Genomic DNA, 15,781 nt, shown 5'->3' with positions numbered 1-15,781 from the left:
GTTAATAATTAGTACTAGTATGATCAATCAATTCTACGGTTCCCGATTCATATAGCGCTTGGTAGAAGTCGTCGATGATAATTCTTTTTTGTTTGTGATTCCTTCCTATTGGTCTTATTGAACTAAAAGTAAAATGAACTATATTCTTTGCCCGTGTAAGAGCGACAAAAAAAGCGGAAGTATCTTCACTCCTCTGGTTCGCATAATTAAAAAAGGCAGTATCCTCTAATCCAAGAAAGATAACCGTTTTGAATTCTAATCCCTTACTCTTGTGAATAGTCATAATTGAAACGGTATCGTTCCCAAGAAGATTATTGATTGCTACATTCATTGAGCCTGATGAGGCACTATATTCATCCCATAAAAATCCAACAAGTTTGTTTTTTAATACCTGAATGTAATTGGACCTCAAATACTGCGGGTAATATGCTTTTATAGCATCAATTGAGTAAAAATCCGAAACTTTATCAACAAGTACCATTAAATCATTCACATCTGCGAGAGCTTTTATATTGGATTTGATTAGGTTTAAAAATTGGCCAAATTCTTGTTGAGTTTTATAGTTATCCTCAGAATCATCGTCTACCATCCTAAGATCAAACAAGACTTTTTTACAATAGCTCCAGGCAGCAGCTTCACGTCGCACAGCCAAAATCAGAGTATTAATACATAACATTATAAAATCTTCTTTAAGAAAATCCTGGTAGATAACCTCATTACGGGCTTGTATTCCAAGTTTGTTTAAAGCGGTAATAATTTCACCGGAATAATCATCAACCGATCGCTTTAAAAGGATACATATATCATTAGGTTCATGACTCCCATCAGAGATATAACCTTGAACGATTTCCGATATGATCTGTGCTTCCTGAACATGGTTATCAAATAAATGAATAAAAGCCTCCCCGTCAGTAGATTGCCATTTGGAATTAGTTTGTATAAGAGAAATAGGCTCGTCCAGTCTAGAAAAAAACATCTTTTGAATCTCTACAAGCCTAGGGGCAGAGCGATGATTCATTACTAAACGATAAATTCGGGAATGGAAGTCAGACGTAAAGGTTGGGAATATCTCCTGCATTGCCCCAGCCCATACCATGATCCTCTGCTTCTTATCGCCTACCGCCGTGAGAACGCAATCAGATTTAAAAAAGCATGTTTTAACCAAATGATACTGAATACTTGTTGTATCTTGAAATTCATCCAAAAAGACGTGGCTATAGGTCATCTGGAGAGACTTTTTTAGTGTATGATTAACCTCTAATAAATACGCTGCTAATCTTGTAAGCATTGTAAACGATAACCTAGCAGATTCCATGTACTGCCCCTTCAATAATATATTCCAAGCAGCCTGTGTAGGGAAATCAACTTCAGAAGGAATTGGCAACGGATACTTTGCAATCTCCCTTTCCAAAAAACTATTAATATTTCTGCGGTCCATTCCGCCAGGCTCAAACCCGGCAAGGTCATACGCTCTTCTAATATCATTTTGATTACGATCTGTCACTGCAATTTCATAAAAAGCGTTTGGGCGAAAGGCTTCAGGGATGGCCATATAAAACTGATCTACAAGGCTTTTAGCAAATGCATCATATGTCATCGATTTAAAACGCCTCGAGAGTTCTGCCCCACACCGCTTCTCCACTCTTTCTGCAAGATTTTTGGCTGCATCCCTTTTAAAGCTTATGGCTAGAATTTTTTTAGAGCCCCTGCATGAATTCGTCTCAAGTAGGAAACTTGCTCTTTGAGCAAGTAATTCTGTTTTCCCAGCTCCAGGCCCAGCTATAACTAAAGCATTTTGTTCACTTTTCACTGCATCTAATGCAGCTGGTTCCAGTATCAAATTATCTGAAGGCATCCAAGTGTCTTTGTTGATGTATTTCATATTAATCTTCTCTCTTGGCCATATTAAGTATTTGTTTGACTTTGGAGAGCATCCGCTTTAATGGTTCTGGTAAATGCGTTTTTAAATTTTCATCTGTGATATGAATTAAAGCTAGTCGATGAGTAACAGGCTTTCCGCGTTGTAAGAAGAAATAATCGTACCAAACCATTAACTTCTTTTGGTGATAACAATAAGTGTCTCCACTACCTCCTCTTTTTTTCAATGTGTGATTCATTGACAATGTTAACCGTTCTCCATAACTTGTCAGAGCAGGATCTTCATCCTCAATGTCTATGACTTTCCCGGCCCCATCTATGTAAGGACCTTCATTCCCTCTCAATATGTTCTTATAAGCATCCGGGAATGCCTCCAGCATCATAAAATCTAGGTCTAGAGGGCTTGAAAAATAAATGTTGTGGCTTTCCAAAAAATTTATCCAAGATTGTTGAGTTTCGACATTCTTTTCATCCCAATTGCTCATCTCATTTAAATTAGCGATAGCTCCATTTTTCATTTTCAGCAACTTATCTCTGCTCATACCAATTTCAATTAGTTGCTCCAAAGCATACTTTACTCTCCCCCATCCTCCCCCATACCGTTCTTTATCTAAATCTAATAATGTAACAAAAGGGATGCCTAATTCTTTTAAAAGTTTCCAAAAATGATTTACATGTCTTCCTCCAAGTGGTACTACAGAAATGGATAAACTATCGAGATGCTCCTCATCTTCTAGTTCAATGATTTTAGGGATAATTATTTCTTCACTATCTCCCTCACCTAAAATGACTAATTTAGAGAAATACATCTCCGGATAAGCCCTCACTGCTTCTTTAACATACTTGTAGGCTTCTTCATTTTCAGGAGATCCATTTTTTAAAGGTAGGATAATTTTTTTCACCTTTGTAATTAATTCTTTTAACGAAATACTGAAATATCTAATGGATTCAGGTGACACCCTTTTTACAATAGAAGCGGTATGAGATGTAAGTATTACCTGAGAATTCTTCTTAGATGCGATCCTCTTCAGATTTAAAATAATACTACCGAGTAAATGAGGTGATACGTGATTCTCAGGTTCTTCGATAGCCAGAATCGTGATAGCTGGAATCTGAAGATTAAAAACTGGACCACCTTCTTCTTCGATTCCCTCTAAAGCTTGCTGCTCAATCTCCAAAAAAGTGTCTACAAGCGACAAGTAAAATAAAGACCGGAGACCGTCTCCTAGTGAATCCATTGAATACGCCTTTTGTGTTACAGAAGGCATGAAATCAACCTCAAATTTTTTAATCAACTGATCCAGATCCGTACTATTGAATCTTATATTCGCCTCTGAGTATCTAGCATCTTTATAGTACAACCTCCAATGGTCCTTCAAGGAACTCCTAACCCTTTCCAAACCTGCTTCTTCAAATAATGAATCCTCGGCTTCTTTTAGCTGATTTTTTATATTTTCTTTGGTTTCACTTGACCAATTGATTCCTTTTAGCACCCTCCACAACAAAGTCCCTGTAGCATTCCTTAGAAGTGTAGAGGGATTTCGAATCGCTGGAACATAGATGAGTTTGATTTGAGAAAGATCGCTCTGTGGAATTTTTGTAGTAACGTCATTGGTAGACACATAAAATATTCTACTTTCTATTAATCCGTCTGGTGTGTTACCCTGTTCCCAAGATGCTTCCAGTCTTATCCTTAGGTAGGGCGCCTCTCCTGTTTTGTCTACTACAAAATGTTCAAAAAAGGTCGGTACTGCATATTGAATTTCATCACTCTCGTCCTCAACCTCTGGGAAGGAAAAATTCGCTTCAATATACAACTCCCTCTTTACGGAGTCTTCCAACACTTCATTATGAGGGACGTGAAAATCGGTTTTCTCCAGCATTTTTTCCGCATTAGTCTCACCAAACAACTTAGTCAATGCCTGTAATGCCGCACTTTTCCCACTACTATTAGAGCCAATAAATGTTGTAATATCTTCAAAGTCGATAGACGTCTCCTCAGAACCATAACAACGAAAGTTACTAATAATTAATTTACTAAGTCTCATAATGTGGCGCACCTCTACTTTCTACCTATTAAGATTATAAACAACTCTATTATTCTTGTTTCAAATCGTTCAGAGTCTATAGAACTACTCACTGTATATTTTCGCACAATAAATAAGGCTTTAGTAATACTTTATTATGTAATTCTACATTCAAAGGAAATCTATGTAAACAAAATCTAATGAAACAAAAGCTGGTCTAAGGACTCATATTAACTCAAACTCTTTTAAAAAAGCATAAAAAAGAAGAAACAGATTTTCCTCGTTTCTTCTTTTTTAGCTAGTGCATATTTCGTTGCTTGTTTAAGTAGGTCGATACTTCAAGTGATGTACAGTTGTTGGCGTAGGTGACGTAACGTTATTCCCCTAGCTGTTCAATGATAATCCATATAAGTAATTTTTTACAAGAAGAAATCAATTTGGTCAAAACTTTGATAAGCTACCTTAATCCCGTTTAGAGATCTGCTCAGAGTCGTAGACATCCATTAAAATGACACGCGCTCGATCCCATTACCTCCATCTTTTCTTACCGTCAGGATGAGATAATCTCCTCTCGCCAAGAAATACTTTGCTGAACTACCCAAGCATTCGTAATATCTCAATCCTTTTCTACGTTAGCGACAGAACATCTACCAAAAAACAACCAGCTATAACCAGTTGTTATACGTTTTTAAGTTACAAAATATTCTTTTGGATTTACCACTTAGTTTAGTGGCTCGTTTACTTGTCACTTTGATAAGAATCGATAATTTGTTTCGAATTTTAGCGGAACAATTAGAGTAATATGAGAGAATTACTTTCTGATCAATTCATTTGGGTTAAGGAGAAGAACTGGACTCTTCGAATGATTTGTTTTTGCCCTCTGATATGTGTTGTGGTTCTACTTTATATAGATACTTCTCTACCGAGTGGTCACAGGACGTCACAAACTCATATTTTCCAATATAGGAGAACGACTCTTTATTACGATCCAAGAGTTAACTCCATAGCAACACAATTGATGGTTTCAACTGAATTGCTATTCAAAAATCTCTTTATAAATATTAATCATTTTGCGAATATTCTTGTTTTCTTGTGTCATAAGTTTCGAAATAAAGATGTGTATTAGCTCATTTTTATCTGTATTTTTTTCAATAGGATTGTCGCCAAAATAAAAAAACTCAGAAGGACTCATTTCTAAAGCTCTAATCAGCTTTTCAAGTGTTTCAATAGAAATATTCCGCTCCCCTCTCTCTACTCCTCCTATATATGTACTTTGTAACTGAGCACGCTCGCCAAGTTGCTCTTGGGTTAAGCCGCTCAATTTCCTTATTTGCCGAATACGAACCCCAATAAGTTTAGCTAAATCAGTCACTGATACCACCACCTACAATAAGCCTAAATAGATGAGTGAAATCAAAACAGATCAATATACTATAAATACCATTGTAAAAAGAACTTATAAGTTCTATATTTATTTTATTCATCAAACATAATGGAGTGACAATATTATGGACCAAAGAATACCGCAACAAGTTGTTATTGAAAACGTGATCCAGAGCAAAATGCGTGGAAAGGTTATCTATCAAAGTAACGTGTCAGCCACAATAGCGTTAAACCTTACTTTTGTTAAACCTTATGACGATAAGTCAGGAAAAGGATACCAACGCCCAGTAGATCCTAAACGTTGTCATGATTTTGCTTTGTACTTATCCAAAGGCGATGATGCTTTATTCACACCTGTGTTGTTAAATGCTTGTTCTAACTGGGAGTTTAGCGCTTATGACAAACTACGGCCTAATTATGGCCGTCTATTATGTAAAGGGAAGGCTTCTCTAATGGATGGACAGCATCGGCTTGGTGGCATTCAGAGGTATATCCAAGAAACAAACGCAGATATTATGGTTCCTTTCTTAGCGTTTCATTCTCTAGACGAAGATGAGGAGATTCAGTTGTTTGATACCATTAACACTAAAGCCAAAGGGATCGGCCCTTCCCTCAGTAAATACTTAAGGCGTGACTCTGATGAGCTGAGCTGGGTTGCCACCGAATTACTTGTACGCAAAGAAAGTCCGTTTTATAATATTGGCAGTATTATTGGGAAACGAGTTAAAGGTCGTCACATTACCTTGCAGAATCTATATCGTACTCTTCATTTTTTATTTAAAAAGGATGATGTAGCACTAATTTCAAAAGAGGAAAAACTCAATATTGCCCTGCATTATTACAATACATTAAAAGACACGTTCTCTTATGAATGGTTAGATTATGGCGGTCATCGTATAACTCATATAGTTTGTCTAGATGCATTATCTATAGCTGCGGGAATTGTGCTAGACAAGTTTCTTTTAATTGAAAAAAAGAAAATTGACTACACGTCACTAGCCCAAGCTGTACAAAAACTAAAGGATATAGATTGGTCTTCAACTGGACACCTTCGATATCTTAAGGGATTGTCTGGATCTAAGTCTTTAGCAACTGAACTTGCAGACATCATGGCTAAATAATTAAAAGAGCCTGCAGAATTGAATGAATCTGCAGTGCTCTTTTGGTTTAATTGATTTTTCTGAGTGATTTCAAAAATATTGACTTGTGACAGACTTTACCATTAATTGAGTATCTACCAAACTTCATTTCGATCCGATCATTAGAAACAACAATTACCTCGCTCATTCTTAATGTCCAATTAGTACACAATGAGCCATTAAAAAACGTATTCATTATTTCATGAACATTATTAAAAAAAATAATAGTTCTCTGAATTCCTAATGTGATATTCTAAAATGATTGGTTCTAATTTCTATCTTATCAAGTATACAAAATTTTGTGACCCTTACTTCTCAGTAAACATAGATACATTAGTCCCTTTTTATTCTCATTTACAAAATACCATATTTTTCGTTTGTCTGTTCTAGATAAGTCACTCATAACTAATATCGGAAAAGTGATTTATTATTTCTAATCTATTCGATTTCTCTTGTAGGCTTTTTGTTTTATTCGTCTTTTCTTAACAGAATTATATGGACACAGAAGATGCAACTCCTTTTCTTTTTTTTTTCTTTCCACCAGTGAAATTCATAACTCTCATTATCTGCCCAGGGTAATTTAGCGATGTAAAATGGAACATCGTTCTGATCGAATGGAATAGTACCGACTTCAACACGTCTAGTTGCAAAATCCTCTGATTTCTCCAACCAATTCAAAAAATAATGATAGGCAAAGTGAACAATAATTCGATTAAGTCCCCATTTTAGAGATGCCCGACTTTCTAGTGTTATATCTTCGGTTTCTCTTCTAAAGTAGCGATATAGCTCTGAAAGTTGATACGAAAAATAAGGAGGCAAACGTAAATAGGGTCCTTCACTTCGGTCAGGAGTTCTGCGATTATCTACTCCTCTAAGAAAAGAAAAATTTTGTAAAGAATGTCGCCAGTTTAAGTATGCATAAGCATAAGGACAAATAGGTTCATTATTTTTTTCTTCTAAGCTTCTCAAAAAATGTTTAATGCAAGTTTTATGATCCGATAATTCTTTTCTAATATGCTTTGCTAACCCGCTAATTGTTATTTCAAATGACTGATTCAGTTCTTTGATGAATTCAAGATACTTCATTTTCCATATATAATCACTATTAATTTTTGGAAAATACTTTTTGGTATAAACTTGATCTTCGAGCTTCTCTTTTATTCCTCTTATATTTTTAATATATGAGGAGCTAGATACTACGTAATGATTATGTTTATCAAATTCATCAGTTAAAGATTTACATTCATCTTCCTTCTTAATTAAATCGTACACTTTTTCAAGTGCGTTAGGCATTGAAGCCCAATCAAAATTAGGATCAATAAAAAGGCTCGCCAATCGTTCAACCTGAGAATCATTTATATTTATCCATTTTTTCACTACTTCCGAGCGTAACTCTTTTATAGAAGTAGGCTTCCAGTCAATTAAGGAATAATCATTATATGATAGGAATTTGTATCCACATCTGCAAATAAAGGGGGCTCTAAATTCATTGCGCAGCAACAGATAGGGAATCTTAGAACTACAAGATGGACACTCGTATTTTAAAGGTGTTAGATGAAATGGGCAGTCGCTTAAAAGGACAAATTGGTGAAATATACTATGATAACCCTTTTTAAAGCATTGTTCACAGTAAGCAAGTTCTCTCCGAAAAAAAATTGGGCTTTCGAATTTCTTTGGACCGTCAAAGTACCAATCCGGCATTACTCCTACAATGCTCTTCACATACCTTTCATTTGTTGAGATAAGGTCATATTGTAAGCCCTCTAAAAGTTTACTAGGATCAAAAGCATTTAGATTAATTAGATCTCTAATTAGATTACTTGAAGGATTTTTCAAAGCCTTAACCCTCTCATTTCCAAAGATATGAAGAATGTCCTTCATATCTGCCTCATTAGCGTGTTTGAACTTTTCAAATAACCCCCATGGAGATTCAAAGGGAGAAATCCAATCTGATCTCCAACAAATCTTAGCATACATAGTTTTATCAACCTTTTTTTCTTCTAATTGAAAAATAGTTGCCATTTTTACCTCACCTGATTAAGATAAGACATCCATATATATTTCGTTTTCGATATAACCTGATTTTTGGATAGCTTCTTGCCAGTGTACCTTGGTTAGATAATCTACAGATCTCCCATCCATACCAAATTTTTTTAAAACATATTCAACAGACAAGGTAAAGTATTGCATCGGAATCTCAAACTCACCATGTAAACCATTTTCGGTTCTTAATTCATTGAAAATATCATAAATATCTTTTGCATAATTTTTAAGTCTAAAATTATCTTCAAAGGAGTCAGGAAAATAATATCTTGTGTACGACCAACCACTTCCAATAGGATATTCCGATTCTACGTCGTAACCATCTAAGCAGGTTTCTATATCATCCATTTTTTTAATTCCCGAAAATTTATATTCATGCACCATAAATCGTCCAACAATTTGAGCTTTTTTTGCACTTAAAAAAGCCGTTCGTTGATAAATCAGCTCCTCTTGTCCAACCAGAATTACAGTTAAACTAATTCCGTCCGCTTCCAACTTATTATAAATATCCATAAGAATCTCATATTGTAATTCCACAAGGCTTTGAGCGTCGTCAATAAAGAAAATAATTCGATGAGTTCCAGATGTCTCAGCCTTCTCCTTTAAAAACTTAATTAGTCGCTCTCTTTTCATGATAGTTTTACCTGAATAAGGAATTGCATGGCCTACTCCTATTAATAGTTCTTCTAAATATTTATTCTCGTTCATTGTCTTATTCCCCAAGTCACATAACATATGATATATCGGTAAATTTTCTCCAAAATCATACGGGAGTGCTTGGGATAAGTAGCGAATAGCTCTCGATTTTCCTAGTCTGGGCCGCCCATAAGCCAGTCCACCAGGTGAACGATTTTCTATCCACTGCTTAATTTCTTCATACATTTTTGCAACTTCCTTAGTACCAATAAGATACGTTGTTCTTTCAACCGGGTGACTTCCCAAAAGAACGTGAGGACGTTCAATAGCACTCATATAACCACCTCCAATTTAATAGTTGAAAGTTTTTAAGGGTTTTAAATTCACTTCATTTTGTTTTAACGATGAAGACTGAGTTGAAGATTGGTTATTTTCACGTACTTTTCTCTCTATGACATGCTCACTTTCTTGAATTTCAAGCTGCCGTCTCTCTTCTTCTTTAGTTTTTCGTAAAACCTCTGCATGACGATTCCGATAACGTTTGCTCTTAAGACTTTTTTTCTTTATAAATTCGTGATAGACCACAACTGGATTTTGATACTGAGTAAACGATATTTTTCCATCATTACGCAATTTGTTTATTGCCTTACGTTCAACTAAAGAATGGGGACTTACTCCCCATTTTCCAGAAGCGGTTAGATACCCAAACTCACTGCCATCTGACAGAAATGCTCGAATAACTCGTAAATCTTCAGTATTTATAACCAGTGTTAATTCTATTCCTATTAAAAAAGGACTATTAGAAAGAACAGTACTTCGATAGTCTACGCCTTCATAATGAATAAATGGACGCTTTCCATTCTTCACATTACCTCGTATATTTCTTTTCTGCTGTAAAGAAAAGAAAAGTATATCCTTCCTTTTAAAAGGTTCTAGTGTTCGAGGACTCATATTTCTTAATTCTATTCTTTGTTTCATTAGTTCAAGAGGTGAAAAGTTGTTTATACCTTTATGAGGCGTACCATTATAATCTGAGATAAGAACATCTGTGAGTTCTTCTAAGTCTTCTAAGGAGATTTCATACCTTTTGGCTGCTCTCTCTGGTTCTTTTCTAATTGGATCATTTGGATGACTTCCTGTTGTACTTATCAAATTATGAAACCCCCGGTTTTCAAACGTACGAAAAAAACGTTCAATAATTCCTCTGAACTCAGGTACTCCAGCAGGACCAGGATTTATCCTGCAATCAACCACATGATATAGCCGATCACGAACCATAAGAGATAAATTAGCCTTTGCATTGTCGCAACTTAATTCATCCCATAACGCCCATTCTGCTTGCGGTATTACTTCAGATGGGAATCCACCTGATTCGTGATAAACTAAGCCATCTATGAATAATACCCTTTTTGAATAAGGCACAATTGCATTTTTAATACACTTAAGGACATCGTATTGCGTATATTCTTTATTAAAGCTTAGATGATAGCCAATTATAACTCGAGTGGCTACATCAATAATAACCAGTAACCATATACGCTCTATTGTGTCAGTTACCCAATCTCCTTCAGGAGTTTTATAAGTAATTGTAAAAAAAGCATCAATTCGATGTCCATCAAATTGAACTCTTTGGTATGGCCGAACTAGCAAGGGAGTTGTGAACTCAAAATTATTTGAATTTATTTTCTTTGCATTTCGTGATGCTTCTGAACCATACAGACTTGCAGCTGCAGCAAAATGATTGAATTCATTTGTTTTAAAATATCTGTATAAAGATCTCTTTCCACGATCTGATGTATTAAGTGGATAGTCTCTTTCACCTAATCCTTCTTTTTTACATAGTTCTATAAAGTAACTATGAATATCTTTCCCTCTTACAAATTGCGGTTCTTTACCTGAACCAATTTTTCGCAAGTGTGCTTTGCTAATCTTTTCTTTTATTGCCGGATAATCATCCATTAGTTTTGAAAAAGCTCCGGGTAACTTTTTGGCATGATCTTCTATAGTATTTATATTCAAATCCACAGATGTTTGGGCTTTTCTTTGATAATTAGTAGTTCTTTTTTGTGGTATGAGAGCACGAAATCCCCAAATGATGTTTGTATCCTTATCCCACATCAAGCATCTTTTTATCAGACGAGTAATCTCTTTTTCATTAATACCCGCAGCTTCAAAAATTTCTTTGTTCGTTAACTTCTGCTCCATGTATAAACTAACCGCAAGTTCACGTCTTTCATATAATTTAAGATCATCTTGATTCAATAATAACTTATTTACTATCGGCCAATTTGATAAATCAAGATATTTCTCGTGCATTTGGAACAATTGTAATAGACGTTTTCTACTCAACGTAAATACACCTCCGTTTCGGGACCAAGAGGCTTTTGATCAATGTTACTTGAAACTAATTGCTGGATGATCAATATATATAGTGTCTTTTGAAATTCATATATATTTGAATTTTCTGATAATTGCGTCTCAAGATCCATTATGTTGTTTACACCTTCTTGGATCTGGTTAATTATTCTGTTTTTTAACTCCATATTTATTGAAGAGATATCAAAATTATAGGGAAGCAGACGTTTTTTATTTTCTAACAGGATTCGGTTTGAATATATCTCTTTCTCCGTTGCAATAATGTGTTTGTGTTTATTAAACTGTGCCCACAGCTTTACAGCATTAATTTTCTCAATAACGCTGATACTGAAATTTCCATTATGAGGATCGATTTTATCAGTATGTGTGATATTAACAAATTCCTCAGAATTCTTCCTTCTTACCCACATATCAATCATAGCCTTGTCAGATTTATCAAAATATGAGTGGTTGATTTCAAATGGTTTTTCGCAATAATTTGTTACCTCCGGATCCATTTCAATTAATACCCAGTGGTCATATTCTAGCTCTCCATAAAACGTGACTTCTCTGTTAAGTTTTTTACTAAAAGCAAACCATCTATTTACCCCGATCTTATTTAACTTAATAGGTGTATACATACATTCACCTCATTATGGAAGAAATTCTATCAATAAAATGATTCGTCAAATATTTCAATATTCCTTTTTCTAAGATAAACTAGCTATGTAAAAATATATCCAATAATTTCAATTGAAAGAAAGAATCTTATGTTATTTCCCAAAGTAACTCTTGCTATAATCACCGCTTTAAATTAAAAACTCCTCGTAAGGGATAAACTTGTTGTCACTGTACATTTATTGCCACTGAACACGAATAATTTGTTGTAAATCTTCCACACATGAAGATGAAATATAAGTTTCCATAAAATCTAAATTTGTTGAATTATATAAAAGGAGGTTCGCGCCATGCCACTTAAATCCCAGCGAGAAAGAGACAAAGAAAAATTAGAGCAAAAGATTATATATTTTCCCTGGTACGTTAACAATTTTGTAGAGTGTAAATCAAATAAGCTTTCATCCTCTACACTACTCGGGTATCTATTCGATTATGAGATTTTTTTCGGTTGGTTGATCGCTGAAGCAGGATGCCCAGTTGAGAAGATTAAGGATGTCCCCCTCTCCTTCTTGGAGAATTTAGACCTTAAAACGGCCGATACCTACCCGAAGTTCTTGGAAAAACAAATAGTCACTGGTAGCACACGACGAAAACAGAACAACGAGAAAACGATCGCTCGCAAAATGGCTTCCCTTAAGTCATTGTTTAACTACCTGCAAAATTTTGCTGAAGACGAAAAACATATGCCGTTGCTTAAAAGGAATGTTATTGAAAAAATTGAGTTTTCTACAACAAAAATTGACATTCAAGACCAAGCTAAAATCGTCCATCATAAAATACTTGTTTCCGAAGAAGCCGTAGAAGAATTTCTCCGTTTTGTAGCTTACGATTATGGCAAGCAACCTGAACTCAATAAAAGACATCTATCCTGGTACGAAGATAACCGCGAACGGGACACTGCCATTGTAAGCCTCATATTAGGCTCAGGACTTCGCGTAAATGAAGTAGTTAACTTAATCCTTATAGACATCGATTGGGAAGCGAGATGCGTCCTTGTGACCCGCAAAGGAAAAAAAATGCAATCAGTCCCCTTCTCGATGCGTTCAAAGCTGGATCTTGAAGAATACCTGAGGATCCGCAATTCTAGATACCAACCGACGGTTTCAGAAACGGCCCTGTTTCTAACTAAAGGCGGTAAACCTATGACGAAAAACGCAATGCAAAAAATGGTGAATAAATATTCTCGTGCCTATGGAAAACCTTTGAGTGCTCATATACTACGGCACACTTTTGGAACTCAACTGTATAAAAAGAAAAAGAATCTGAGACTTGTCCAAGATATACTCGGTCATTCTGATCCCAAAACAACCACACTTTACACCCATATTAGAAACGACGAGCAACATCATACGGTTGATGATATGGATTCATTCGAATAAGCAGGTATTTACGCGGCATTTTGATCGCCTTTAATCTTCATTTTAGGACGAATTGTATAAAAGTTACGGTAGACCGAATTTTTTTTATACTTTCATAGTAGTGGATGATAGAACCTGTATCTTCTTCGCTTTAATTGGACAGAAAAATTAAATGTAGCAGATACAAAGCATCGATATGTATTTTAGATTGGAACAAAAAATAATTATGTCTTTCCACAAAGTAACTCTAACCATAGCCGCCGCTTTAAATATTACAAACTCCTCGAAAGAGGTAAACTTGTTGTCATTCTCCTCAAAAGGGGTAAACTTGTTGTCGCAATTTAGTGACAACAAGTCTCCCCTAAATATAAAAAAATCCTGATAATATCAGGACTTAATAGAGGGAAACTTGTTGTCACTGTACACTTGTCGATGACAAGAACATTATCTCATTCCCCACCATTTAACTATAATCGATGAATATTATTCCAGTCAAAAATAAAAAATCGCCTACTAAAGGCGATTTTAAAATGCTTGTTTTTATGTCCTTAACTTTGCTATATATTGATCAACGTAAGATTGAATTCTTTTATTTTCATCACTTGGATTTTCGTGAATTTTCATTGTCACACTTATTGGTTTAAAACTTTTCATCTTAAATAACGATTTCTTCATAGTTGAACCTGATACAAACCAACACGATCATCTGTATCCCAAATTGTTTTAAGCTTTACCATAGCAACATCAATCAATTCTTCTGTAGCTATTGTAGCTAAAATGCCATTTTTTTCTATTTCGGCATGCATAGTTGAATCTAAATCTATAATTTCCCTCTTCTGATTTTCATGGTGGCGCAGGTCATTAGCTCGGTACAAGAACTTGCATCGTTAAAACAAAAAAAGCCGCGATTTCAGCGACTTATTTGTATAGAAATCCTGATTAAGATTATCTTTGTCGATCCTGAATCCGAATATCGGGAACCGTGTATGAACCTGAATGGGGACTGGATCAATGCGGGGGCGACTTCAATGGCAGAATGAACCCCATGGAGATTTGCCCCACTCTACGCGAGAAGATGGCGAAGAACACCCGCTTTACAAGGATGAAGGTCATGGGATGTCGGATATGGCGTTGCATCTAAAAAATTTTGAAATTTTCTTTAATCTCTACCTGCCTGCACTGAACATGATACAAAAAGCGGTTCTAAAAAAATGCCTCCCTTTCCTGTTTCAATTGACACAAGCGGACATTACGAATATTGCAATTACAGAAGATATCGATCCGTTACGGGAAGAAATCCGGGGGTGCTAAAATATATTTTATAATGTCCAAAACACTCATATAACTTTAGTAAAATTACGTCTGCCTTGATTTCAAGGTTTCGGGAAGCGGATAGCAATCGACTGGAATGAATGAAATAACTGCAAACCAAATGTGTAGGCGCTGTACCCATAAACAATTCAATAATTGTCATTTAAAATGGTTTCAATTATGATGTATGCTGAGGTATAAGTTTTTTAGCTCATTTCATATAGGAGGATAACAATGATTTATAGAAACGCTACTGTTGATGATATATCTGCTATAGTGGAATTACAAAAAAAATATCACATTACAACCATTAGTGAAAAAGACAAACCCGATGGCTTCGTAACAACCTTATTTACAGAAGAACAGTTTAAGGAATTAATTGAAAAGGAAAATGGAATTACAATTGCATGTCATGGCAAGAAGATTGTTGCTTATGCAATGGCTGCCTCGTGGAAGTATTGGGCTAAGTGGCCTCTTTTTCAATATATGATTGACGATTTGAAAGATACAGAATATAAGGGAATTACGCTTTCTACTGAAAACACTTATCAGTATGGGCCAATTTGCATTGATATGGATTACAGGGGTACGGTAGTACTCCGAAAGGTTTTTGATTTTTCCAGAATGCAAATGAGTAAAAAATATCCGATATTGATAACTTTTATAAACCACATCAATCACAGATCATACGCTGCCCATACCAAAAAGCTTGGTCTTGACGTGATTAAAAGCTTTGATTTCAACAATAATACTTACTATGAATTGGGTTGTTACACATCAGAATGATTGGATAAACATATTGTTTGCTTGCCCTGCCCGTTAAACCATTGGCGGTGCACCGTTAGCTCTACTGAATAACACGATAGATTTCCAATTTGCAGTTATAAAGGAAAATTGAGTACAAAGGGATTTGCCATATGCAAAAAAACACCTCCGATGGTTAGAGACCAGATAATTCAGATCTCTACTATCG

12 protein-coding genes are annotated in these 15,781 nt (G+C 35.3%); 4 read left to right on the top strand and 8 right to left on the bottom strand.

Features of this window, described 5'->3' with window-relative positions:
- Position 1: 1 nt before the first annotated feature.
- From BAZ21_RS22350 to BAZ21_RS22340, 3 genes are all read right to left on the bottom strand, one after another.
- Positions 2-1,882 carry a UvrD-helicase domain-containing protein gene (locus BAZ21_RS22350; RefSeq protein ID WP_068505128.1) on the bottom strand — a complete coding sequence of 627 codons (1,881 nt, stop codon included), beginning with the start codon at positions 1,880-1,882 and terminating at the stop codon, positions 2-4.
- 1 nt (position 1,883) lies between these two features.
- On the bottom strand, positions 1,884-3,926 hold the full coding sequence (locus tag BAZ21_RS22345; protein WP_068505127.1) for an ATP-dependent nuclease: 2,043 nt from the start codon (positions 3,924-3,926) through the stop codon (positions 1,884-1,886).
- A 1,015-nt stretch (positions 3,927-4,941) separates the two neighbouring features.
- On the bottom strand, positions 4,942-5,277 hold the full coding sequence (locus BAZ21_RS22340) for a helix-turn-helix domain-containing protein (protein ID WP_068505126.1): 336 nt from the start codon (positions 5,275-5,277) through the stop codon (positions 4,942-4,944).
- A gap of 136 nt (positions 5,278-5,413) precedes the next feature.
- On the opposite strand from BAZ21_RS22340, the gene BAZ21_RS22335 reads away from it, so the two are divergent.
- On the top strand, positions 5,414-6,409 hold the full coding sequence (locus tag BAZ21_RS22335; RefSeq protein ID WP_068505125.1) for a DGQHR domain-containing protein: 996 nt from the start codon (positions 5,414-5,416) through the stop codon (positions 6,407-6,409).
- Positions 6,410-6,895: 486 nt separating this feature from the next.
- On the opposite strand, the gene BAZ21_RS22330 is transcribed toward BAZ21_RS22335, so the two are convergent.
- The 4 genes from BAZ21_RS22330 to BAZ21_RS22315 are packed head-to-tail and all read right to left on the bottom strand — an operon-like array spanning position 6,896 to position 12,102.
- On the bottom strand, positions 6,896-8,449 hold the full coding sequence (locus BAZ21_RS22330) for a hypothetical protein (protein ID WP_068505124.1): 1,554 nt from the start codon (positions 8,447-8,449) through the stop codon (positions 6,896-6,898).
- A 15-nt stretch (positions 8,450-8,464) separates the two neighbouring features.
- Positions 8,465-9,442, bottom strand: coding sequence for an ATP-binding protein (locus BAZ21_RS22325; RefSeq protein ID WP_068505123.1), 978 nt, complete (start codon positions 9,440-9,442; stop codon positions 8,465-8,467).
- 15 nt (positions 9,443-9,457) lie between these two features.
- The gene (locus BAZ21_RS22320) at positions 9,458-11,455 is read right to left on the bottom strand and encodes a DDE-type integrase/transposase/recombinase (protein ID WP_068505122.1); all 1,998 of its coding nucleotides are present in this window, start codon (positions 11,453-11,455) and stop codon (positions 9,458-9,460) included.
- A complete protein-coding gene (locus tag BAZ21_RS22315) occupies positions 11,452-12,102 on the bottom strand; it encodes a hypothetical protein (protein ID WP_068505121.1) in 651 nt (216 codons plus the stop codon). Before BAZ21_RS22315 ends, BAZ21_RS22320 begins: the two co-directional genes overlap by 4 nt.
- A gap of 327 nt (positions 12,103-12,429) precedes the next feature.
- Here BAZ21_RS22315 and xerS point away from each other — a divergent pair, with 327 nt between their 5' ends.
- Positions 12,430-13,518: a tyrosine recombinase XerS gene (gene xerS, locus BAZ21_RS22310; RefSeq protein ID WP_068505120.1), complete on the top strand. Its 1,089-nt coding sequence runs from the start codon at positions 12,430-12,432 to the stop codon at positions 13,516-13,518.
- A 650-nt stretch (positions 13,519-14,168) separates the two neighbouring features.
- Here the strand turns inward: xerS and BAZ21_RS29900 are convergent.
- Entirely contained in the window at positions 14,169-14,303 is a 135-nt protein-coding gene (locus BAZ21_RS29900) for a hypothetical protein (RefSeq protein ID WP_256022326.1), read from the bottom strand.
- 205 nt (positions 14,304-14,508) lie between these two features.
- Here BAZ21_RS29900 and BAZ21_RS22300 point away from each other — a divergent pair, with 205 nt between their 5' ends.
- Both BAZ21_RS22300 and BAZ21_RS22295 read left to right on the top strand, forming a co-directional pair.
- Positions 14,509-14,808, top strand: a complete 300-nt coding sequence (locus tag BAZ21_RS22300) for a hypothetical protein (protein ID WP_068505118.1) — start codon at positions 14,509-14,511, stop codon at positions 14,806-14,808.
- A gap of 234 nt (positions 14,809-15,042) precedes the next feature.
- Complete coding sequence (locus BAZ21_RS22295) at positions 15,043-15,594, top strand: GNAT family acetyltransferase (protein WP_068505117.1); 552 nt, start codon at positions 15,043-15,045, stop codon at positions 15,592-15,594.
- Positions 15,595-15,781 lie beyond the last annotated feature (187 nt).

It is taken from the genome of Paenibacillus kribbensis (assembly GCF_001705305.1).
Lineage (GTDB): Bacteria > Bacillota > Bacilli > Paenibacillales > Paenibacillaceae > Paenibacillus > Paenibacillus kribbensis_B.
Note: the sequence above shows the minus strand (reverse complement) of the source record. Positions and strands in the feature narration are given on the sequence as shown.